This window comes from Oceaniglobus sp. K40-3, from assembly GCF_055808395.1.
The window spans coordinates 827784-850759 of sequence record NZ_CM147868.1 but is presented as its reverse complement, the minus strand read 5'-3'; the positions used below and the strand labels follow the sequence as shown (position 1 = coordinate 850759).

Annotated in this window: 18 protein-coding genes and 3 pseudogenes; 7 read left to right on the top strand and 14 right to left on the bottom strand. The window is 62.6% G+C overall.

The features are described from left to right. Positions 1 to 133 precede the first annotated feature (133 nt). Positions 134 to 298 carry a hypothetical protein gene (locus AC0L7P_RS04425; RefSeq protein ID WP_473434663.1) on the top strand — a complete coding sequence of 55 codons (165 nt, stop codon included), beginning with the start codon at positions 134 to 136 and terminating at the stop codon, positions 296 to 298. Here AC0L7P_RS04425 and AC0L7P_RS04420 read toward each other — a convergent pair. Both AC0L7P_RS04420 and fdhF read right to left on the bottom strand, forming a co-directional pair. Beyond that, positions 295 to 1479 carry a hydantoinase/carbamoylase family amidase gene (locus AC0L7P_RS04420; RefSeq protein WP_473434662.1) on the bottom strand — a complete coding sequence of 395 codons (1185 nt, stop codon included), beginning with the start codon at positions 1477 to 1479 and terminating at the stop codon, positions 295 to 297. The two genes, AC0L7P_RS04425 and AC0L7P_RS04420, sit on opposite strands and share 4 nt — an antisense overlap. Before the next feature lie 56 nt (positions 1480 to 1535). Beyond that, entirely contained in the window at positions 1536 to 4316 is a 2781-nt protein-coding gene (fdhF, locus tag AC0L7P_RS04415; RefSeq protein WP_473434661.1) for a formate dehydrogenase subunit alpha, read from the bottom strand. A 172-nt stretch (positions 4317 to 4488) separates the two neighbouring features. On the opposite strand from fdhF, the gene AC0L7P_RS04410 reads away from it, so the two are divergent. The 3 genes from AC0L7P_RS04410 to AC0L7P_RS04400 are packed head-to-tail and all read left to right on the top strand — an operon-like array spanning position 4489 to position 7186. Next, positions 4489 to 5148 carry a histidine phosphatase family protein gene (locus AC0L7P_RS04410; protein ID WP_473434660.1) on the top strand — a complete coding sequence of 220 codons (660 nt, stop codon included), beginning with the start codon at positions 4489 to 4491 and terminating at the stop codon, positions 5146 to 5148. Between the two features lie 39 nt (positions 5149 to 5187). Continuing rightward, positions 5188 to 5853, top strand: coding sequence for a potassium channel family protein (locus AC0L7P_RS04405; protein ID WP_473434659.1), 666 nt, complete (start codon positions 5188 to 5190; stop codon positions 5851 to 5853). A 13-nt stretch (positions 5854 to 5866) separates the two neighbouring features. Beyond that, entirely contained in the window at positions 5867 to 7186 is a 1320-nt protein-coding gene (locus AC0L7P_RS04400) for a TrkH family potassium uptake protein (RefSeq protein WP_473434658.1), read from the top strand. Between the two features lie 197 nt (positions 7187 to 7383). On the opposite strand, the gene AC0L7P_RS04395 is transcribed toward AC0L7P_RS04400, so the two are convergent. The 11 genes and pseudogenes from AC0L7P_RS04395 to AC0L7P_RS04345 all read right to left on the bottom strand — a co-directional run bounded on the left by AC0L7P_RS04395 (position 7384) and on the right by AC0L7P_RS04345 (position 20600). Then, positions 7384 to 8115, bottom strand: coding sequence for an SDR family NAD(P)-dependent oxidoreductase (locus AC0L7P_RS04395; protein ID WP_473434657.1), 732 nt, complete (start codon positions 8113 to 8115; stop codon positions 7384 to 7386). Then, positions 8112 to 8621 (bottom strand): DUF3833 domain-containing protein, encoded by a 510-nt coding sequence (locus AC0L7P_RS04390; RefSeq protein WP_473434656.1) that lies wholly within the window; start codon positions 8619 to 8621, stop codon positions 8112 to 8114. The genes AC0L7P_RS04395 and AC0L7P_RS04390 overlap by 4 nt, the downstream gene beginning before the upstream one ends. A gap of 265 nt (positions 8622 to 8886) precedes the next feature. After that, entirely contained in the window at positions 8887 to 10131 is a 1245-nt protein-coding gene (locus tag AC0L7P_RS04385; protein WP_473434655.1) for a DNA recombination protein RmuC, read from the bottom strand. Further along, positions 10128 to 11989, bottom strand: a pseudogene (mutL, locus tag AC0L7P_RS04380) (DNA mismatch repair endonuclease MutL). The gene AC0L7P_RS04385 and the pseudogene mutL overlap by 4 nt, the downstream one beginning before the upstream one ends. Positions 11990 to 12039: 50 nt before the next feature. Next, entirely contained in the window at positions 12040 to 13353 is a 1314-nt protein-coding gene (locus AC0L7P_RS04375) for a M16 family metallopeptidase (protein WP_473434654.1), read from the bottom strand. Continuing rightward, positions 13350 to 14705: a M16 family metallopeptidase gene (locus AC0L7P_RS04370; protein WP_473434653.1), complete on the bottom strand. Its 1356-nt coding sequence runs from the start codon at positions 14703 to 14705 to the stop codon at positions 13350 to 13352. Before AC0L7P_RS04370 ends, AC0L7P_RS04375 begins: the two co-directional genes overlap by 4 nt. A 92-nt stretch (positions 14706 to 14797) precedes the next feature. Further along, positions 14798 to 15331 carry a DUF3035 domain-containing protein gene (locus tag AC0L7P_RS04365; protein WP_473434652.1) on the bottom strand — a complete coding sequence of 178 codons (534 nt, stop codon included), beginning with the start codon at positions 15329 to 15331 and terminating at the stop codon, positions 14798 to 14800. 52 nt (positions 15332 to 15383) lie between these two features. Beyond that, on the bottom strand, positions 15384 to 15878 hold the full coding sequence (gene lspA, locus AC0L7P_RS04360; protein WP_473434651.1) for a signal peptidase II: 495 nt from the start codon (positions 15876 to 15878) through the stop codon (positions 15384 to 15386). Position 15879: 1 nt separating this feature from the next. Continuing rightward, positions 15880 to 17466 carry a bifunctional phosphoribosylaminoimidazolecarboxamide formyltransferase/IMP cyclohydrolase gene (gene purH, locus AC0L7P_RS04355; protein WP_473434650.1) on the bottom strand — a complete coding sequence of 529 codons (1587 nt, stop codon included), beginning with the start codon at positions 17464 to 17466 and terminating at the stop codon, positions 15880 to 15882. Positions 17467 to 17488: 22 nt separating this feature from the next. Continuing rightward, positions 17489 to 19196 (bottom strand): annotated as a pseudogene (locus tag AC0L7P_RS04350) (heparinase II/III family protein). 140 nt (positions 19197 to 19336) lie between these two features. Further along, positions 19337 to 20600: pseudogene (locus tag AC0L7P_RS04345) on the bottom strand (RsmB/NOP family class I SAM-dependent RNA methyltransferase). A 90-nt stretch (positions 20601 to 20690) separates the two neighbouring features. On the opposite strand from AC0L7P_RS04345, the gene AC0L7P_RS04340 reads away from it, so the two are divergent. Continuing rightward, positions 20691 to 20867, top strand: a complete 177-nt coding sequence (locus AC0L7P_RS04340) for a DUF1674 domain-containing protein (RefSeq protein WP_473434649.1) — start codon at positions 20691 to 20693, stop codon at positions 20865 to 20867. A gap of 7 nt (positions 20868 to 20874) precedes the next feature. Here AC0L7P_RS04340 and dapB read toward each other — a convergent pair whose 3' ends face one another. Further along, positions 20875 to 21687: a 4-hydroxy-tetrahydrodipicolinate reductase gene (gene dapB, locus AC0L7P_RS04335; RefSeq protein WP_473434648.1), complete on the bottom strand. Its 813-nt coding sequence runs from the start codon at positions 21685 to 21687 to the stop codon at positions 20875 to 20877. 100 nt (positions 21688 to 21787) lie between these two features. Between dapB and rbfA the strand changes: the two genes are divergently transcribed. Next, on the top strand, positions 21788 to 22204 hold the full coding sequence (gene rbfA / locus AC0L7P_RS04330) for a 30S ribosome-binding factor RbfA (RefSeq protein WP_473434647.1): 417 nt from the start codon (positions 21788 to 21790) through the stop codon (positions 22202 to 22204). Then, entirely contained in the window at positions 22204 to 22944 is a 741-nt protein-coding gene (locus AC0L7P_RS04325; RefSeq protein WP_473434646.1) for a phosphodiester glycosidase family protein, read from the top strand. The genes rbfA and AC0L7P_RS04325 overlap by 1 nt, the downstream gene beginning before the upstream one ends. Positions 22945 to 22976 lie beyond the last annotated feature (32 nt).

The window sequence follows — 22976 nt, the reverse complement described above, 5'->3', positions numbered from 1 at the left end:
TGGTGTTTGAACACCGGCCCTCTCCGGGGCGTGCCGCCATCGTTGCACGAAAATGGCGCAGGTCAAACTGTTCCGTGAAAAATCTCTGATTATGCTATTCTGGTCCGGCCAAACAGAATGGAGCATTGCGCCTATGGACCCGGTTTCTCTCACCTTTTACGCTGCTGTCTGTGGTTGCCTCAGCGTGGCCGCGCCCAATCTGGGCGGCGTCCCGCAACGTCTGGCCATTGGCGCGGTGGTCGGCGTCGTCGCCGCCGCGCTGCTGCCGGTGCTGCGGGGGTTGTTCAGCGGATATTAAACCAGATCCCGCGCCGCGCGCGTCAGAACCTTCAGGCCGGTGACCAGATCGGCCTCGTCGGTATCCTCGTCAAAGGTGTGGCTGATTCCCCCGATTGACGGAACAAACAGCATTGCCACCGGCAGCACCCGCGACACATTGCTGGCGTCATGCAACGCCCCCGACGGCATTCGCCGCCAGCGCCCCGGCACCACCGCCTCAGCCGCACCAGCCAAAGCATCGGCCAGCCGCCCGTCCATCGCGACCGGATCAAGGCCCAGCATCTCGCCAAAGCTGCACTCCAGGCCATGCTGTTGTGCGACCTGCCCTGCAACATCGCGGATCACCCGCTCCATCCGCGCGAGCCTGTCATTGTCGCCATCCCGCCATTGCATCGAAAACGTTACCCTGCCCGGCACAATGGAGCTGGCGTTGGGGTGCAGCGACACATGCCCAATGGTCCAAACCGTTTCAGGGGTCACGATGTTGCGCAGGGCATCGTTCAGGGCTGTGCTGAACGCCGCCATTCCCTGAAACGCATCCCGGCGCAGGGCCATGGGCGTGGTGCCGGCATGGTTTTGTTGCCCCGACAGGGTGATCAGCATATCGCGGATTCCGACAATATCAGTGACCACACCAACCACATCGTCACAGGAATCCATGACCGGCCCCTGTTCGATGTGCATCTCGACATAGCCGGTGAATCGGTCGGGCAGCACCACGTCGCCCGCCCGTTCTGCAAGTTCGCGCCGCGCAGCACCCAGCGTGATTCCATCGTCATCGACCAATTTGTCGGCCTCTGCCAAAGTCATGCCGCCAGACCAGATCTCGCTGCCGGTACAGACACCGAACCGGCCCTCTTCATCCTGAAAGCTGACGACTGACACCCCCGGCACACAGCGCGCAACCTCAAGCGCCGCAATCACGCCCAGCGCCCCGTCCAGCCAACCACCCTCGGGCTGGCTGTCACTGTGGCTGCCCAACAGGGGGCCGGGGCGGTCGGACAGGCCAAACAGGTTGCCCATGGCATCAAACACAGGCGTCAACCCCGCCTCGGCCATCCGGCCCGCCAACCAATCGCGCGACGCGACATCAGCCGCGCTATAGGCCGGGCGCCGCACACCCTTGGCCACCCCTGCCGCGCCGAAACCGCGCAGGGTGTGAAGATCGGCAAGGAAACGGTCGGCATCTGGCTGTGTCATCTGTGGTCCTTCAAAATTTTCGTCAGACCATTTCTAGGGCCAAAGGCGCCGCCCGTCTATTCCGCCGCCAGTGTTTCGCCGGGGTTCTCGACCCGCACCGCCGAATATTTGAACTCGGGGATCTTTCCGAACGGGTCCAGCGCCGAATTGGTCAGGATATTCGCCGCCGCTTCGACATAGGCGAAGGGCAGGAATACCATGTCTTCGGCCACGGCGCGATCAGCCCGGGCCATGACATCGACCGTGCCACGCCGGGTGGTCAGGCGCACGTGTTCACCGGGTGCCACACCCAGTTTGCGCAGGGTTTTTGGATGAAGCGAACAATTCGCCTCGGGTTCGATCCCGTCCAGAACGCTGGCGCGCCGGGTCATCGAACCGGTGTGCCAATGCTCCAACTGCCGGCCCGTGGTCAGGATCATCGGGTATTCATCGTTCGGCACCTCGGCGGGCGGCGTCACCCGGGCCGGAGTGAATTTTGCCCGTCCGGCACGGCGCGGAAAGCCATCGCCAAACACCACCGGTTGCCCCGGATCGCTGGGCGACAGGCAGGGATAGGTAACGGCGCCCTCATTTTCCAACCGGTTCCAGGTGATGTGATGCAGCGAACGCATGGACATCTTCATTTCATCGAACACAGAACGCGGGCCGTCATAATCCCAATCCAGCCCCACGCGCCGGGCCAGATCGACAATCACTGCCCAATCCTCGCGCGCCTCGCCGGGGGGCGGCACCGCCTGTCGGCCCATCTGCACCTGACGGTTGGTGTTGGTGACGGTGCCGCGCTTTTCGGGAAATGCGCTGGCGGGCAGAATCACATCGGCATAATTCGCGGTTTCGGTCAGGAAAATATCCTGCACCACCAGAACATCCAGCTTGGCCAGGGCATCGCGGGCGTGTTCCACGTCAGGGTCGGACATGGCCGGGTTTTCGCCCAGAATATACATGCCCTTGATTTCACCACGGTAAATCGCATCGATAATTTCCACCACGGTCAGGCCCGGCTGCTCCTGAATTGCCGTGCCTTTCCAGATGTGGCGAAACAACTCGCGCACCTCGGGGTCGCCCACCGATTGATAATCGGGCATAAGTTGCGGGATCAGGCCAGCGTCACTGGCCCCCTGCACGTTGTTCTGCCCCCGCAGGGGGTGCAGGCCCGTGCCCGGACGCCCGATCTGGCCGCAGAGCAGCGCAAGCGCGATAAGGCAGCGCGCATTGTCGGTGCCGTGAATGTGTTGCGAAACCCCCATGCCCCAGAAAATCATCGCCCGCTGCGCGCCCGCATAGGTGCGGGCCACGTCGCGGATCATCTCGGCGCTGATGCCGCACAGCTCGGACATGCGTTCCGGGGTAAAGGCGCGGATATGGTCGCGGAATTCAAAGAACCCTTCGGTAAAACCTTCGATATACTGACGGTCATACAGCTTTTCCTCAACGATCACGTTCATGATCGCATTCAGCAGCGCCACATCGGTGCCGGGGCGGAATTGCAGCATATGCGAGGCATGGCGTTTCAACGCCTGCCCGCGCGGGTCCATCACCATCAATTTGCCGCCGCGCTTGCAGAATTGTTTGAAAAAGGTCGCGGCGACCGGGTGATTTTCGGTCGGGTTGGCGCCAATCACGATGGCCACGTCGGCGTTTTCGATTTCGTTAAATGTGGCGGTCACGGCGCCACTGCCGACATTTTCCATCAATGCCGCCACGGATGAGGCATGACACAGCCGCGTGCAGTGATCCACGTTGTTGTGGCCAAACCCCTGCCGGATCAGTTTCTGGAACAGATAGGCCTCTTCGTTGGTGCATTTCGCGCTGCCAAACCCGGCCACGGATTTGCCGCCGTAATAGCTGCGCAGATCGACAAAGCCGGCCCCGGCCTTGTCCAGCGCCTCGTCCCATGTTGCTTCGCGGAAATGGGTCCAGGGGTTGTTGGGATCAACGTTCAGCCCCTTTTCCGGCGCATCGTCGCGGCGGATCAGGGGTTTGGTCAACCGGTGCGGGTGGTGGATGTAATCGAACCCGAACCGCCCCTTGACGCACAACCGCCCCTCGTTCGCCGGGCCGTTGATGCCCTCGACATATTTCACCTTGCCATCCTTGACCTTGACCGACACCTGACACCCAACCCCGCAAAACGGGCAGATGCTTTTGGTTTCACTGTCAAAATCAGCGCGGTCGCCCACCTGCGCCGCGTTCACCACAGACGATGGCATCAGCGCCCCTGTCGGGCAGGCCTGCACGCATTCGCCGCAAGCCACACAGGTGGAATCGCCCATGGGATCGGCCAGATCGAAAGTCGGGTAACTGTCATGCCCGCGCCCCGACATGCCGATCACATCATTCACCTGCACCTCGCGGCAGGCGCGCACGCACAGCCCGCATTGAATGCAGGCATCAAGGTTGACCGACATCGCCACATGGGAATCGTCCAACAGCGGAATGCGCTGTGGTTCCAGCTTGGGAAAGCGGCTCTCGCGCACGCCCTGCTGCGCGGCCATTTCCCACAGAGGGGCCGATTTGTCGTGGGCCACGTCCTGGGTTGGCTGATCGGCCACCAGCATTTCCATGACCATCCTGCGCGCCCTGGTTTCCCGCGCGCCTTGCGATGAAACAACCATGCCATCGGTGACTTCGCGAATGCACGAGGCGGCCAGATTGCGTTCCCCATCAATGGCCACCATGCAGGCGCGGCAGTTGCCATCGGCGCGGTATCCCGGTTCATCCCGGTGGCACAGGTGGGGAATATCCGTGCCAACCCGTTTGGCCACATTCCAGATGGTTTCGCCCGGTTGGGCCTCGACCTCTTGACCATCAAGGGTGAAACGCAGGGTATCGGTCATGACAAGGCCTCCGGGCAATTATTGCGCACAGCCTAACGCCTATCACAGGCGGTGGCGATCCTCACGCGCGACGCCCCGCCCGCCATTTGCGCCACCCCCGGTGCGGATCGGAAACCTTTGTTGCACATCCGGCGTCCATGGGCCAAATCAGGGCCAACGAAGGAGTGCAGCCATGGTCGAAATCACACTGGTGCGCCACGGGCAGGCAAACTCTGCCGCGACCGATGAGGCAGAGTATGACCGGCTGTCCGATCTGGGCCGGCAACAGGCGGCATGGCTGGGCGAACATTTGCGCGACACGGATCAGACCTTTGATCATGTGATCAGCGGCACCCTGAACCGGCAACGCGATACCGCAGCGGCGATTTCAGATTGCCTGAACCTCGGGTTTCGTCAGGATGCCCGGCTGAATGAACTGGATTACTACGGCCTGGCCACGTCGCTGCGCGACAATCACGCCATCCCGATGCCGCAGGATCGCGACGATTTTTTGCGCCACATGCCGCAACTGATGACCGCATGGGAGGCAGGCCAGTTGCACAGCGATCTGGAAACCTTCGCCGCCTTCGAGGGACGCGTGCGCGCGATCATCGCCGACGCCGAATCCCTTGGCGGGCGGGTGATGCTGGTCACCTCGGGCGGATTGATCGGCATGGCCATGCGGGTGCTGTTGCGCCTTGAAGTGGCCAGTTATGCCAATGTTTTGTTGCAGATCAACAACACTTCGGTCCACCGCTATGTCAAAGGCGGCGATACACTGTTGCTGGACACCTTCAACGCCCTACCCCATCTTGAGCGGGCCGACCGGGTCCATGCGCGCACCCACATCTAGGGGCGGGCCGGTGACAAGGCAGATCGGAACAGGCACAACATGAAAAAGCTGAAACCTCGCAATTTCGCGGTGATCGGGCTGGGGTCTTTTGGGGCGACAATCGCAAAGGAACTGGCGCGGTTCGGGAATTACGTTCTGGGCATCGACCGCGATCCGGCGGCGGTGAACCGCCTGGCCGAGGAGCTTTCTCAATGCGTGATCGCAGACGGCAGCAACGAAGCCGCGCTGCGCGAAATGGGGCTTGATGGCTATGACGTGGCGGTGATCGCCATGGGCGAGGATCTGGAGGCCAGCATCGTATCCGCCATCACCGTCAAGATGGTCGGCGTCCCCGAGGTTTGGGCCAAGGCCACCAGCCGGATGCACCACCGTATCCTGTCAAAGGTCGGGGTTGATCGGATCATCCACCCCGAAGAGGAAATGGGCCGCCACATCGCACAGATGTTGCACAACCCCTTGGTGCGCGACTATGTCAGTCTTGGAAACGGCTATCACGTGGTGAATATCGTCGTTCCCGAACGGATGGCCGGAACATCCCTGGGCGATCTGAACCTGCTGGACCGGTTCGATCTGCGCTGTGTCGGGGTGATGCAGGGCAGCGAATACAAGGGCAGCGATCTGGTCAGTTGCGTATTGGAACAGAATGACCGCCTGATGTTGCTGGGCCAACGCAGCAACCTGCGCCGGTTCGCCGACACGGTCTGATGGCGCCCCGCTCGTGAACAAACTGCGCAACCTTCCGGCGCCTGCCCTTTTGGCGGCCATGTATCTGTCGCTCATCCTGATTGGCACCGTGGCTTTGCGCCTGCCCGTGTCCCACGACGGCAGCCTCAAATGGATGGACGCGCTGTTCACCTCGACCTCGGCTGTTACAGTGACCGGGCTTTCGGTGGTTGAAACCGGCAGCGCGCTGACCGGGTTCGGGCAGGTGGTACTTGCGATTCTGATCCAGATGGGCGGCGTGGGGCTTATGACATTTGCCGTGCTGTTGCTGTCGGTTCTGGGCATTCCCATCGGCCTGCCCTCACGGATGGTCCTGCGCGAGGATCTGAACCAGACCACCCTGGCAAACCTGCGAAAGCTGGCGCTTCAGGTGCTGGAACTTGCGATGATCATAGAGATAACCGGCGCGCTGGTTCTGGCGCTGGTGTTTGTCCCCGATTTCGGCTGGGGGGCGGGCCTGTGGTACGCGGTCTTTCACGCAATTTCGGCGTTCAACAACGCGGGATTTTCGCTGTTTCATGGCAATCTGACAGCCTTTGCAACCGACCCCATCGTCAACACCGCCATTCCGCTCATGTTTATTCTCAGCGGGCTGGGGTTTGTGGTCATCAGCGACATTCTCCGGGCGCGCAACTGGCACCGGCTGACCCTGCATACCAAACTCATGGTTGTGGGCACGGCCGGTCTGATCGTTTGGGGCAGTCTCAGCTTTGCCGCGCTGGAATGGAACAACCCCGACACCCTTGGCGCCTTTGATCACGCCTGGCAAAAGGCGATGATTTCCTGGTTTCAGGGGGTGACGCCGCGCACTGCGGGGTTCAACACCATTGATACCTCCGGCATGCACGACGAAACCGTACTGCTGACCATTTCGCTCATGCTGATCGGCGGCGGCAGCGCCTCGACCGCCGGGGGCATCAAGGTGACCACCTTTATCGTGCTGATTCTGGCCACGGTTGCCTTTTTCCGGCGCCATTCGGAATTGCGCGTGTTCGGGCGCAGCATCGGCGCGACGGAAATCATGAAGGTTCTGGCCCTCACCACCATGAGCCTGCTGCTGCTGATGGTGTCACTGTTCCTGCTGATGGTGGTGCAGGATGGCGATTTCCTGCGGCTCAGCTTTGAAATCGCGTCGGCCTTTGGCACTGTGGGCCTTTCCATGGGGGAAACCCCGGAACTGAATACCGCCGGTCGGCTGATCATCATCGTCGTGATGTTCCTCGGGCGGGTGGGGCCGCTGACGCTGGGCTTTTTCCTCGCCACACGCTCGCAACCCCGGGTCCGCTATCCCGAGGGGCAGGTTTATCTTGGCTAAATCGTTTCGACCTTACATTGAAACATGACAGATCGCTTTTCGCGTTCGACCGAAGGGAGAGGCAGCGAACAAGCGATGCAAGGTCAAGTCGAAACGCTATAGCACATGGCCGAATGCCTGATCGATTCAACCTCAGCCAACGCGTTGAAATCTTTGATGTCAGACAGGGTCAGGTGATTCAGGTTTTCCCAAAGGCCTTAGAAAAACAGCCGGTAATACAGCCAGTCCGGCAAGAAATTGGCCAGACGCAACATGCCCGCATACCCCAGAGGAAAGCTTTTCTTGAAGCTGTCACCCTGCATGTGTTCGAACACCTCTTGCGCCGCCGCGTCCGGCTCCATGATAAAGGGCATCTTGAAATCGTTCTTGTCGGTCAGGCGGGTTCGGATAAACCCCGGGTTCACCAGTTGCACATCCACGCCCGTCCTGCGCAATTCGCCATAAAGCGACTCGGCCAGGTACATGACACCGGCCTTCGACGCCCCATAGGCCATGCCCCCCGGCAAACCGCGATGCGCCAGGGCCGCGCCGGTCAAAACGATATGCCCCGATCCCCGGGCCGCCATCATCGGCACGACCCGGCCCAGAACCCGCGCACAGCCGGTGAAATTCACGTCACACATGGTGGCCACCTGTTCGGTGTCCCACGCGTCAACCTTTTGCGGCCAATAGGCCCCGGCCAGAAACACCAGTCCGTCGATTTCGCCCACATCCCGGGCCGCATTCGCGACACTCTGTTCGTCGGCGACATCACAGGCGACGACGCGCGCCTTGCCCGGCAGGCTGTCGGCCAGCTCTTGCAAACGGTCGGTATGGCGCGCACTCAGGATCAGATCGGCACCGCCCCTGCTCAGCCGGTCGGCCAGCGCCCGGCCCAGCCCTTCGGACGCGCCCACCAGCCAATATCGTTTGCCTTGCCATTCCCTCATGTCTTGTCCTTTGGTCGTATTGTGGCAACCAGTTCGGCCACCTTGATTCCGAATTTCCGAAACTGGCTGCGATTCATGATGGTCGATTCATCCACCAGATACATCCAATCCACAACGCTCAACACATAACCGCCCGATTCGACGGGCAGGCGGATCTTGTATTTCATTTGCACCGCCGGCCCGCATTGCCGCCCCGTACCGGCACCGATCACATCCTCGGCCAAGGCCCGAACCTCGCCATTTTCAGCCAGTTCAAGATGCCAGGCGCGGTCTTGCCGTTCTCCTCCGTCAAAATAAAACCTCTGGGTCAATGTGCCTTTGTTGCCCTCCCAGCGTCCTATCATGTCGGCAGTAAAGCGCGATGTCACCTGTCCATTAGGGCCATAAACCACCCCGTCACACAGAAGATCACCGCTCAGATGATGGCGCAGGTCAAATTCAGGGACAAGATGCGCATAATCGTCAGGCGCCTGACCGCTGAACGAGGCAAAACGATGGCGCAGCATGACCACCGCAATGGCCAGACACAGGCCAAGCAGGAAAAAAGAATCGCTTCCATCGATCAGCCTCTTTCGATGGGCAATGTCGCCAACATGGCGAATGCACAAAGTTCCGGGGTGCAGGGCACTAAAACACATAACCCTGTCAGTGTAAAAAGCCCGCTCAGGCGGATCGGGTTCCCCCTGCGGCATCGGAAAATTCCCGGCGCTCCGGTAATCTTCGGTGTTAAGAGGCGCGAGGGTGACAAGACCCCGCCTCAGTCCCTGTTGTTCAGGGCCGTTCACCCTGCTGCCCGACAAGGGCCGCTGGCCCGGCCTCCTCGGGCGGGATCTCTTCGAAATCAAAGTTATCCAGCCGCGCCGCCCGTTTTCCGGCGCGCTCTGCCGCAGTGCCGATGCCATCAAGATCGGCGCGGGCCTGATTGAAATGGGTGTTCAGCTTGTCCACCCGCTCGACCACGATCTCAACATCCCGGTGCAATTGCTTGAGCGTCTTGCGAATCGCCCCCGCCTGTTCGCGCATGCGGGCATCTTTCAGAATCGCGCGCATGGTGTTCAGGGTGGCCATGCAGGTGGTGGGCGATACGATCCAGACCCGGGCATCGAACCCATCGCGCACCAGTTCGGGGAAATTTGCGTGCAGCTCGGCATAGACCGCCTCGGACGGCAGAAACATCAGCGCGCCGTCGGCGGTTTCACCCTCAAGGATGTATTTCTCGGAAATCGCCCGGATGTGGGCGCGCACCGCCGTGCGCATCCCCGCCACCGCCGTGCGTTTTTCATGGTCCGTTTCGGCCCGGCGCAGCGCCTCGTACGCCTCCAGCGGGAATTTGCTGTCTATCACAATGGGGCCGGGCGGATTGGGCAGATGAATCAGGCAATCGGCCCGCCTGCCGTTGGACAGGGTCGCCTGCCAGGTAAAACTGTCAGACGGCAGCGCCTTGCCCACAATATCGTGCAACTGGATTTCGCCAAAGGCACCACGGGTTTGCTTGTTGCTCAGAATATCCTGCAACGACAACACATTGCCCGACAGTTTTTCGATATTCGCCTGCGCCTTGTCGATGGTCAAAAGGCGCTGCTGCAATTCACCCAACGACTGCGCGGTGCGGGTCGCGGAACCGGTCAGGTTCTGATTCATCTTTTCGGTCACTTCGGTCATGGATTGCGCCGTGCGCGCTGCCGATTCCCGCAGGTTGGTTTCCATCCGCCCGCTGACTTCGGCCAGCCGCGCCTCCATCAGTTGCAGGGTGCGCGCCTGCGCCGCCGCCTGCGCCTCGGCCACACCGCTCAGCCCGCCCGAAAGCTGCTGCTGCCCGTCGCTCAGGCTTTGCACCCGGTGGTTCATGTGCTGCAACTGCTGCCCAAGCGGCGCCAGCATGTCAGCGGTGCGCCCCGACCGGCGCAGAGCAACGATCATCAGGATCAGGAACAACAGCGCCAGCCCCAGCGCCACAGTGGCAGCGAGGGTCAGCGGATCGCTGAAATCCAGGGTGGTCTTGCCGATGGTAATCATGTGCGCCCGAACAGCCGTTCAATATCGGTCAACTTCAGCTCCACATAGGTGGGGCGGCCATGGTTGCACTGGCCCGAATGGGGCGTCGCCTCCATCTCGCGCAGCAGGGCGTTCATCTCTTCATTGCGCATCCAGCGGCCCGAGCGGATAGAGCCGTGACAGGCAACCCGGCTCAACACCGCCTCGATCCGGGTTTGCACATTGGTGCTGTCGCCCAGATCGTCCAATTCATCCAGAATATCGCGCAACATGGCCTCGGCGTTGACCGTGCCAAGAATCGCGGGGGTTTCGCGTACGGCAACAGCGCCACCGCCGAAAGGTTCAATCCCCAGACCAAGGCGCGCCAGTTCAGGGGCAAGCTCCATCAACTGGGCCGCGGCACTGTCTGACAGTTCCACGATTTCGGGAATCAGCAACGCCTGCGCCGCAACGCCGCTCTCGGCCATCTGTCGTTTCAATTTCTCATAGACCAACCGTTCATGGGCTGCGTGCTGATCGACAATGACCATACCGTCGGCGGTCTGGGCGATGATGTAATTCTCATGCACCTGCCCCCGCGCGGCGCCCAGGGAAAGCTCTCATCGCTCCCTGACGGTCGCTCTTCAAGCACGCCCCCTCCGAAGAGCGACCGTCAGGGAGCGATGAGGCGCGCGCCATCACCGGCAGCACCTCACCAAACCCCGGCGCCTGCGCCGCATGCGCCTGTCGCAACGCCCCCCGCCCGGGCGGTCCATCTGATACACGCGCCGCGCAACAGGTTCCGGGCGCATCGCCCCCAGGGTTGCCCCCGCCACAGTGCTCGAAGCGCGATGCCCCGCCTCGGCCAGCGCATGGCGCAAGGCCGATACGATCAACCCGCGCGCCAACCCGGGATCACGAAACCGCACCTCGGATTTTGCGGGGTGCACGTTCACATCCACCAGATGCGGGTCACACTCCAGAAACAGCACCGCCGCCGGGTGCCGGTCGCGGCTCAGGAAATCCTGATAGGCCCCGCGCAACGCGCCATAAAGCAGCTTGTCGCGCACCGGGCGGCCATTGACGAACAGGAATTGCGTTGTGGCCGAACCGCGCGAATAGGTGGGCAGGGCGGCATAACCGGTCAGCGAAATCCCCTCGCGCTCGGCCTCGATCCGCAGCGCGTTTTCGGCAAAATCGGCGCCGATGATCCGCGCCAGCCGCCCGTGCAAAGCATCAAACAGATCGCCACTTCCGGCATCGGCGCGCAGCACCACACGCCCTTCCCCACCCCCGACACATCGCGCAGGGTGAAGCTGACGAAAGGTTCCGCCATGGCCAGACGTTTGACAATATCGCCGATGGCCTGCGCCTCGGCCCGGTCACTGCGCATGAATTTCAGCCGCGCGGGCGTGGCGTGAAACAGATCGCGCAGCTCGGCCACCGTGCCGCCGCTGATCGCTGCCGGGCGCACGGGGGCCGCAACACCCCCACTGACCGACAGGCAGGCACCCGCGCCCCCCGCCACCCGTGACGTCAGGTTCAGCCGCCCGACCGCCCCCAGAGATGGCAAAGCCTCGCCACGAAAGCCGAATGTATGAATGTTGAGCAGGTCCGACCCGTCGATCTTTGACGTGGCGTGACGCGCCAGGGCCAGCGGCAGCGCATCGGCGTCGATCCCACAGCCATCATCCGTCACCCGGATCAGGCTTTTGCCCCCATCCGCATAGGCAATCTCGATCCGCCGCGCGCCCGCATCCAGGGCGTTTTCCACCAACTCCTTGACCGCCGAGGCCGGGCGTTCCACCACCTCGCCTGCCGCGATCCGGTTGATCGCGGCCTCATCAAGCTGTCGGATGACGGGGCGGTTGCCGCCTATGTTGGGTTGTGCTGTGGCCATGCCACAAGCCCTAGCATGGGTGCATTTGATTCGACCATGGGCAAATCCGCCTAGTCGGTCGCTGTCACGCCTTCGGGATGGCCGACGACGACAAAGTGCAGATCCTCGGGGCGGTACACCCGTTTCGCCACCCGGTTGGCATCCTCCAGGGTCACCGCGTTCACCTTGTCGTTGCGGGTCAGCATATAGTCGATCGGCAAATCCTGAGCCTGCATGCCCACCAATTGCCCGGCGATCCGCCCGTTGCCATCGAATCGCAAGGGATAGGCCCCCGTCAGATAGGTCTTGGCGGCGTCCAATTCTTCCTGCGTGACACCATCCTTGGCAAGTTTCGCCCATTCATCACGCACCACCTGCACCGTTTCACCGGCCCGGGCATTGGCGGTCGAGGCCTGCCCGATCACCGCCTGCCCGTTGTCATAGGTCGCCAGATAACTGCCGATACCATAGGTCAGCCCGCGTTTTTCGCGCACCTCGTTCATCAGGCGCGACGAAAAGTTTCCGCCGCCAAAGATCTGATTCACCACAAAGGCCGCAAAGAAGTCGGGATCGTGGCGCGCGATTCCATCCTGTTCGAACACGATCACCGATTGCGGCGTGTCAAACGGCACAACGGTCACGCCGGGTTGCAGTTGATAGGTGGCCGGCCCGGGCAAATGCGCACCCGATTGCGGCAAATCCCCCAGCAGATCATCCAGCATCTTGCCCAATGCCTCGGGTGTGATGTCACCCACCGCCCCCACAAACACCCGGTCGCGGACCATTACATCCTTGTGCGCCTGCACGATATCATCGCGATTCAGCGCAGTGACCGTTTCAATCGTGCCGCTGGAATCCGAACCATAGGGCTGATCCCCCCAGGCCAGACGCGCCGCCGTTTTCGAGGCGACAACGCTTGGGTCCGTGGCATCCGACCGCAGGCCCGACAGCACCTGATCGCGCACCCGGTCAATGGCATCCTGATCAAAGCTGGGCGCCGTGATTGCACCGTGCAACAGATCAACAGCCGCATCCCGGTTTTCGGTCAGGAATTGCGCCGACACCGACACGTCATCATTCCAGGCGTCAAACCCATAACTGGCCGCCAAAGATTCACGGGCGGCGGCAAACCCCTGGGCGTCCAGATCGCCGGTGCCTTCCTCCAGCAGCGCCATCATCAGGTTGACTGACCCGCGCTTGCCCGGGCGGTCCAGTGCAGCGCCGCCTTTGAACTGGATTTCAAGGGCGGTGAACGGCAGGGAATGTTCCTCGACCAGCCAGGCGGTGATGCCACCGGGCGATGTGACCTTTTCAATGTTCACCTCGGCGCGCAGGGGCAGCGCCGCCAGCATCGACAGGGCAAAGATGAATGTAAAACGGATCATTGGGTCACCTCCGGTGCCGCAGGGGTGGGCGCGGTCAGCCATCCGGTGACGGCATTGTTGCGGTTGAACACCTCACGTCCGGCGGCGATGATATCCTCTGCCGTCACCGCCTGAAGAAGATCGGGCCAGTCGGCCACATCCTTGAGCGTCAGGCCGCTTGTCAATGCCGCGCCATACGTCTGCGCCCGCGATTGCACCGAATCCTGCCCATAAATCAGCGAGGCACGCAGTTGCATCTTGATCCTGTCCAACTGGTCAGCGTCCACGCCACGGTCAAGAAATGCGGCGATTTCCGCATCCATCGCATCTTCGGCCTCTTGCAGGCTGACGCCCGGGGCCGGCACGATCACCAGACCAAACGTTGTGTCATCCAAAGATATGCCATCATAGAACGCCGAGGTATAAAGCGCGGTCTTTTCGTCAAACTGCAACCGCCGCCCCAGAACCGAGGTTTGCGACGATCCGCCCAGAACCGCCGCCAGCATGGTCAGCGCCGCCGCCTTTTCCTGATGTCCGGCGTCCCGTTCGGGGGCCAGATAGGTGCGGATCACATAGGGCTGTGCCACGCGCGCATCTTCAAACCGCAACCGCCGTTCCGCCCGCTGCGGTGGTTCCTGCGGGCGGGCGCGGACCGGCAGGTTTTCCGTGGGGGCCAACACCCCGTAATAGGTTTGCGCCAGGGATTTCACCTCGGCCGGGTCCACATCGCCGGCCACGACCAGAACCGCATTATTGGGCGCATAATAGGTGCGATAGAACGACAGGGCATCATCCAGCGTGAGCGATTCAATCTCGTGCTTCCAGCCAATGACCGGAATGCCATAGGGGCTGTTCTGATATTGCGCCGCCATCCGCTGTTCGGTGAACAGCGCGCCCGGGTCGCTGTCGGTGCGCTGGTTGCGTTCCTCCAGAATGACCTTGCGTTCGGTCAGAATATCGGTGCCATCCAGTTTCAGATCGCGCATCCGGTCGGCTTCCATTTTCATCATCAGTTCCAGCCGGTTTGCGGCAACCCGTTGATGATAAGCGGTCTGATCCTGCGTGGTGAACGCATTGTCCGACCCGCCATTGGCCGCAACAACCTCTGAGAATTCACCCGGCGCCAGATCGTCGGTGCCCTTGAACATCAGGTGTTCCAGATAATGGGCAATGCCCGACACGCCGGGCGGCTCATCGGCGGCGCCCACCTTGTACCAGACCATCTGCACCACAACGGGGGCGCGATGATCCTCCAACACAACAACATCAAGCCCGTTGTCTAGGGTGAAGGTTGTCAATTCATCTGCCGCCGACGCCGCAAGCGGCGTGATGGACAGGGCAAGAATGGTGAGAGTGCGGGACAGGCGGCGCATGAAGGCTCCTTCGGGCGGAATGTCTGCGAACATATGTGCCCAGAACCGGCCCGCCCGCAACCCCGCCCACGGGGACGTGAAGCGCGCCGGGGTTACTGTGCGGGGTCGGGTGGCACGGCGGGGGTGCGCACCCCGGCGCGGCGGAACCGCTCAAGTTCGCGGTACTGGTCCAGTTCGAACTTGCGATAGGCCTTGAAATAGACGTTCACGTTGAACAGCCGCTCCAACAGCCGGCCATCGTTGTCGCGCCGATATTGCAGATCAATCCCGGCCAGTTCCTGACGGATACCGGGTTTCACCCCGAACCGTGATGTATGGGCCACCAGCGCGGCATCCCGGATGCCGCCCCCCGACAGGCGCCCCGGATCGCCACCCAAGGCCGCCACGGCATCGGCCTCGGGGGTTGGGTCGGTCAGGTTCGCGCCCCCGGGGGTGGGGGCGGGCAAGGCGGCATAATCTTCGGGCGCTTGCAGAGTCTTGGTGGGCAGAATGGTAAATTCGTCAGGCCCACTGCCCGTTTTTTTCAGGTTCAGCAGATTTGGTTCACCGGGGTCGCCACAGCCCATCAGCAGGCCAAGGGCCATGATCCCCGCTCCGATCCTGAACAGCGTCGCGCCCGTGGTCATCCGCGCCTCCCTCACTCTTTGGCCGTTGGTGTAACCCATCCCCGCCAGCCCGTCACGGGCGTTTTTTCCGGGGCCGTTTCGCGCCCCCCGATTTGCCGGTGAATATCACCAACCCCAGCGCGCCGGCAAAGATCGCAATATCGGCCACGTTGAACGCATAGGGGTTTTCGATGCCACAGCACGACATGTTCAGAAAATCGGCCACCGCGCCGTAAAACACGCGGTCAACGACATTTCCCAGCGCGCCACCGACCAGAAACCCCGCCGCAATCATCGCCCAGCGTCCGGGCTGTTCGCGGCGCATCCAGACGATCACCCAGGCGACAATTACCATGGCAACCGCCACCAGAACCCAGCGCATGATGTCCTGATTGCTGGCGAACAACCCGAAATTCACCCCCCGGTTCCACGCCATGCGCAGGTTCAGAAAAGGCGGCAGCACATCGATCGAGCCGACCGAGGCCAGATTCATCATATGCACCACCAGATATTTACTGATCTGGTCGATCACAAAGACATAGGCAGCGGTTTTGAACAGCACCCCCATATCAGTGCCGGAAATGCCGCATACCGGTGAACACCATGGCAAGGCCCGCCTCATCCGCGGCGGCGATCACCGCGTCGTCGCGCATCGACCCGCCCGGTTGGATCACCGCCGTCGCGCCCGCCTCGGCCACGGTCAGCAAACCATCGGGAAAGGGAAAGAACGCATCGGACGCGGCCACCGACCCACGGGTCAGGGGGGCGGGCAGGCCCATCGCCTGCGCCATGTCCTCGGCCTTGCGGGCGGCGATCCGGGTGCTGTCGACCCGGCTCATCTGGCCCGCACCAACGCCCACGGTCGCGCCGCCATTGGCATAAACCACAGCGTTGGATTTCACATGCTTGGCCACGGTCCAGGCAAACAGCAGATCGGCCATTTCGGCCTCGCTTGGCTGGCGTTTGGTTACAACCCTCAGATCGCCCGCCGCCACATGGCCGGTGTCCTTGTCCTGCACCAGATACCCGCCAGACACCTGTTTGATCATCCGCCCCACCAGCGCCGGATCGCCAAGGCCCGCTGTGGTCAGCAACCGCAGGTTTTTCTTTTTGGCGAAAACCTCCATGGCGCTGTCGTCAGCCCCCGGCGCAATCACCACTTCGGTGAAAATTCCGGCAATCAACTCGGCCGTTTCGCCGTCCAGCGGGCGGTTCAGGGCGATGATGCCGCCAAAGGCGCTGGTGCGGTCACAATCGAACGCCTTGCGGTATGCCTCGGCCATGGTCGCGCCCTGCGCCACACCGCAGGGATTGGCGTGTTTGATGATCGCACAGGCCGGGCCGGCATCGGCGAATTCGGAAATCAGCTCAAACGCCGCATCCGTATCGTTGATGTTGTTATAGGACAGCGCCTTGCCCTGATGCTGCACCGCCGTCGCCACGCCGGGACCGTTGGACCCATCGGCATAAAACGCGGCCCCCTGATGGGGGTTTTCACCGTAACGCATGGTCTGCACCAACGTACCTGCCACGGCACGACGGCGCGGCGCCGGATCGTTCAGGGCATCCGCCATCCAAGTGCTGACCGCCGCGTCATAGGCGGCGGTGCGGCCATAGGCGATCTGCGCCATTTTCTGGCGGAACGCATATGTCGTGCCACCGCCATTTTCGGCCATTTCACCCAGCAGGGTGTCGTAATCCTGCACATCCACCACCGTCGTCACAAACCCGTGGTTCTTGGCCGCCGCGCGGATCATCGCAGGGCCGCCAATGTCGATATTTTCAACGCAGGTGGCGTAATCGGCGCCCTTGGCCACGGTTTCCTCGAACGGGTACAGGTTCACCACCAACAGATCGATCGCGCCGATCCCATGGTCCTTCATCGCCGCGACATGCCCGTCATCATCGCGCAGGGCCAACAACCCACCATGCACCATGGGGTGCAGGGTTTTCACCCGCCCGTCCATCATTTCGGGGAAACCCGTCACATCGGCCACATCGCGCACGGCCAACCCGGCCCCGCGCAGGGCCGCCGCCGACCCGCCGGTTGACAACAGCTCAACCCCCTGTTCGGCCAAGGCGCGGGCCAGATCAACCAGACCACTCTTGTCAGACACGGAAAGAAGAGCGCGGCGAATGGGGGGGCTTTGGGTCATCACAGGTCCTTTACGTCAGAAATCACGCCTCAAGCGCCAGATCGTCACGTTCGAGGTCGCGGATCGTATCGGGGGTATCCTGCGCCTTGGCAAGCGTCCAACTGACCCGGGTGGCCAAATCAAGCGCAATTGCCGATAAAACGATCTGTTTTGTCGCCCGGGGCGCCAGCCGTCCGCGCTCCAGATACACCGAAGGCTCCAGCGACATGCGCGCATCGCCGCTGTGCCGGAACACCCAGATTTCGCCGCTTTTCAATGCCATGGACACGGCCGCGCCGCCCATATCCAGTTCGGCGTCCACATCGGGATGCAGATGAAACCGCACCTTGAACGGAATTCCCTTCAATTCGGACCGGTCCAGCGCCCGGTTGAATTGTTTTTCATCGGATTTCTCGACCGTGGCCAGAACATCCTCGCCGCGCACCCCGCGCCCGTCAAAGCTCAGGTAAAGCTGGCGCACATGGGTCAACCCATGGGTGGAAAGATACCCGTCATGCCCCGCAATCAGCCCCGAGGACAGATCGCTGTCGCGCATTTCGATCCGCACATCGCGCGGGGCATCCACCAACAGTTCGGCGTTCTGCCCGGTGATCAGCCCGGTCACCCCAAGGCGCGATGATGAATACCCCTCAAGCGCCAGGGTGGAATGCGAGGGCGTGGCCCGCCCGGCCCGGCGCCACTTTTCGCCAAAGGTGCGCCCCGATCCGCAATTCACGATCAACGGGCGCCGCCCCGAGGTCAGCTCGAACGCCAACGTGCTGGCATGGCCCTGGGCGCTGGCATCGCGCACTGGCGGCGAAGCGGCATCCATGATCAACGAGGTGCGCCCATGGCTGAGCCGGGCAAACCCCATGGCAAGGCCCGCCCGCTTGGCGCCCTTCACCTCGGATGCGGCCAGGGCGTGATCCAGCCGCCCTTCGGCCCCGCGCCCGCCCCCGTGAAACCGCGCCAGCCCGCCATCATTGTGGCGCAGGGCGCGCAATGATGGCGCGATCCGTTCCATCGCGGCCAGATGCGCCGCTCCGGGCGCACGCCCCGTTTCGCGCAGGGCAGCGGCGGCCCATGACAACAGGGTGAACACCGCCATCAGTTCTTCGGGGTTGCGGGTGGGGATGCCGCCCTGTTCGTCAATCTGGCTGGCGCATTCCCGGCCCAATGCCTTGACCGCCGGGGCGATGTGGCGCTCCATTCCCGTCAACGCGATCCCGGCATAGATCAGCCCGGTCAGCGCCTCGAACCGGGGCAATCCGGGCGATGCCGCCGCCCAGCGATGGCCAAGGAAATTGGTCTGCTGCGCGAGCCGAGTCGAAAAAAGCCTCGCTGGTTTTTTTATCCTGACCATTCAACAAGACCACCGCATGATGCACCCAGCGGATCAGCCGCCGCCCGGTCAGATCAGGCGTCCAGCCCGGGCCGGTGCCTTTGCCAAAGCGGGCGATCCAGGCGTGGGTCCATGTCCGTTGGCGCAGGTTGGCCGCGCCATCCCCCACCGCCGCCAGATCGTCGATCCAGGTGAACCCGTGCAATTCCTGTTCAAACGCATGATCGGGCATCGGCAAATCCCAGATCGCGGTATCCGGTGCCTCGACCAGAAACCCGGCAAACAGGAAATTGCCGCCCGAAATCTGGCGGCCACGGGCGAAACTGCCGATGGTGCGCGGTTCAGGCTGCGAGACAAAGCCGGTCGCCGGCGCGCTCAGGGTGCTGAGGCGCGCACGCAGTCGGTTCATCAAGCGCGTTTTGCGCACTTTCCAGGGTTCAGATCGGGACACGTGCCTGTATTGCCTCGCCGGTCACATTGTGGTGCGGGGTCTGATTGTGGCCAACCATACCCCGCGCAACCCGCCCTGTCATTTCAAAACAGCCGCGCCTACAGCGGTCGGCGCAGGGCTGTGATGAAAAAGCCGTCAAGATGGCCGGTATCTGGCCAGTCGTCCGGCGTCAGGCGCAGGCCTTCGGGGCTGCGCCACTGCGCCTCGATCGCCGGGTTTTCCAGCGCCTCGACGGAAACATCCGGGTTGCGCAGCAGGGCATCGCGCACCTGTTCCTCGCCCTCGTCGATCAGCAGGGAACAGGTGCAATACACCACCCGCCCCCCCGGTTTGACCAGACGCAGGGCCGCGTCGATCATCTGTTCCTGAAGTTTGAACAGAGCGGGAAATTCGCCTCCGTCCTTAGCCTGGGGCAGGTCAGGGTGGCGGCGAATGGTGCCGGTAGCCGAACAGGGTGCATCCAGCAACACGGCATCAAAAAGCGTATCCGTGGTAAAGGTCAGCGCATCGCCCACCACAGTTTCAGCATTCAGCCCGGTCCGGGCCAGATTTTCCCGCAGCCGCGCCATGCGCGGTTCGGAACTGTCCAGCGCGCTCACCTCGGCACCGGTCGCCGCCAGTTGCATCGTCTTGCCCCCCGGTGCGGCGCACAGATCAAGCACCCGTTCACCCGGTTGCGCGTTCAACAGGCGGGCTGGCAGGGCCGCGGCGGCATCCTGCACCCACCAATCGCCACTGTCATATCCGGGCAGGGCCGAAACCTGCCCCGGAGTGGTCAGGCGCACCGACCCCGTGGGCAGGGCCACCCCCAAGGCGCGCGGCCAGTCCAGCGGCATCGCCATCCTTTGGCGTCAGATCCAGCGGCGCACCCTTGGCAAAGGCCGCTTCCATCGCCGCAACGCGCGCCTTGCCGAAATCAGCCAGCAGCGGTTTGCGCAACCATTTGGGCAGGCGTGGCAGGGGCAAATCCTCCCACGCGCCCTTGCGCAACACATTGCGCAGCACGGCATTGGTCAGCCCCGCCTGTGGTGCCGTATCGGGAACCGAACGCACCAGCTCAACAGCGGCATTCACCGCCCCGTGATGCGCGGCACCCTCAACGAATATCTCATACAGCGCCATGCGCAGGGCGTTATGGGTGCGCGGCCAGGGCTTCATCCGCAGGAACGGGCCAAGGGCGCGGTCAGCCCGGTCCATCCAACGCAGGGTGCCGGTGGCCAGCCTTTGGGCGCGGGCACGGTCGGCAGGGGCAAGGGGCGCCATCACCTTGGGCAGCATTTCCGCCAACAGGCGCTGTTCCTCGGTCACGCCCATCAACAGGGCCAAAGCCGCCCGGCGGGGCGCGTCAACGGTATCGGCCATCACTTGATCCTTGCGCGGGTTGAGAAAACCTCTGGGCGGCGTATATCAGGAACAGCGCCGGAACAAGCGCCTGCCAGCAAGGAACCCACCATGGACGAACCGACATCCGATCTTCCCCCTGCCGCCCTGCGCGCCCTGCGCGAGGCCGAAGAACGCCGCGCCAAGGCCAATGCAACGCCGCTTCCGCTGGAACTGGGCGGGCGCGATGGCCCTGAACCCGTGCGGTATGGCGATTGGGAGAAAAAGGGAATCGCGGTGGATTTCTAGCCCGCGATCACTTCAGCCCCAGAACATCCAGCATATCGTAATGCCCCGGTGCGCGCCCCTGCCCCCAAAGTGCAGCTTTCAGCGCGCCGCGCGCAAACAATGACCGGTCGGTGGCGCGGTGGCGCAGCACGATCTGTTCACCCTCGGCGGCGAACATCACATCATGTTCGCCAATGATGTCGCCGCCCCGGATCGCGCTGAACCCGATGTCGCCCTTGCGGCGCGCCCCGGTCATGCCATCACGGCCCCGGTCCGCCACATCGTTCAGGGCAACGCCCCGCCCCTCTGCCGCCGCCTGCCCCAGCATCAGCGCCGTGCCAGAGGGCGCGTCGACCTTGTGGCGATGGTGCGCCTCGATCACCTCAATATCGTAACTGTCGTCCAAGGCCGCGGCAACCTGTTTCACCAGTTGCGTCAACAGGTTGACCCCAAGGCTCATGTTGCCCGCCCGCACGATCACGGCCTGTTCGGCTGTGCGGTCTATGGCGGCAATGTCATCCTCAGACAGGCCCGTGGTGCCGATCACATGCACAATTCCCGCCTGCGCGGCCAGTTCGGCAAACCCAACAGTCGCGGCAGGGGCGGTGAAATCAATCACCGCCTGCGCGCCCGCAATCACGGCGCTGGCATCATCGCTGACCATCACGCCGCTTGCCGCACCGCCCATGACGACGCCCAGATCCTGCCCGATCCATGGATGGCCCGCGCGTTCCAGCGCGCCACACAGGTGCATCGCATCGCTTTCGGCAACCATGCTGGCCAGCATCCGGCCCATACGGCCCGACACCCCTGTGATCGCGATTCCCGGTGTCTGTGCCATGACGCACCCCCTGATTGACGTTGTGCCATGGTCTAGCCGAGCGGCGCATGGGCGAAAACCCCCAGTTGCATGGCGGGCCGATCACGCCTAAATCACCCCCATGGCAAAGAACCGATATTCCAGTGGCACCGGCCCCTCGCAACGTCAGCTTCGCGTTGGCGAGTTGATCCGACGCGCCCTTTCCGATCTGTTGAACCGGGGCGACATTCACGACCCGGACCTGAACCGCAGGTCAATCACCATCTCCGAGGTGCGCACCTCGCCTGATCTGCGGGTGGCGACGATTTTCGTCCTGCCCCTTGGCGGCAAGGAAAAGGAAGAGGCGATAGCAGCCCTCAAGCGCAACAAATACGAAATCCGCCGCGCCCTGATTCGCGAAATCACCTTGAAAAACGCACCCGAGCTGCGGTTCCTGATCGACGACACGTTTGATCGGATGGATCACACCCGCGACCTGCTGAACCGGGCCGAGGTGCGCCGCGATCTTGAGGCGCCGGACGACGCGGACGAGGTCTGATGCTGCGCCTGCTGGCATGGATTACCCTCATGGCCCTGCCCGCAGCGGCGCAGGCCACCCCCCACTGCGCCAAGGTGAAATTCGACGGCACCCCTTTCAGCTATTGCCGGATCAAACTGGCCGATGATCCCATGCGCCTGTGGCTGAACGATAAATCCGGTGCGCCCTATGGCAGCTTTCGCAATGTAAACCGGGCGCTGAACGCCGGGGGCGAACAATTGGGCGTGGCGATGAACGGCGGCATGTACCACCCCAGCCGCGCCCCCGTGGGCCTGTATATCGAAAACAAACACGAAGAAATGCGCGTCATCACGTCCGAAGGTCCGGGCAATTTCGGCCTGCTGCCCAACGGCGTGTTCTGCATCACCGGCGACACGGCGGCGGTGTTGGAAAGCCGCGCCTTTGCCAAAACCCCGCTGGATTGCGATTTTGCCACCCAATCCGGCCCGATGCTGGTGATTGACGGCAAACTGCACCCCCGGTTTCTGGAGGATGGCACGTCGCGCTATATCCGCAACGGCGTGGGTGTGTCGGCAGACGGCAGCGAGGTGGTGATCGCCATTTCCGACCGCCCGGTGAATTTTCACCATTTTGCGCGGTTCTTCCGCGATGACCTGAAAACCCCCAACGCGCTGTTCCTTGATGGCAACATCTCGCGCTTTTATGCGCCTGCCATCGGGCGCGATGATGCCGGGTTTCCCATGGGGCCGATTCTGGGCACCGTGCAGCCAATGAATTGACCTTGTGCGCGGCGGGCGTTACGCCCCCGGCT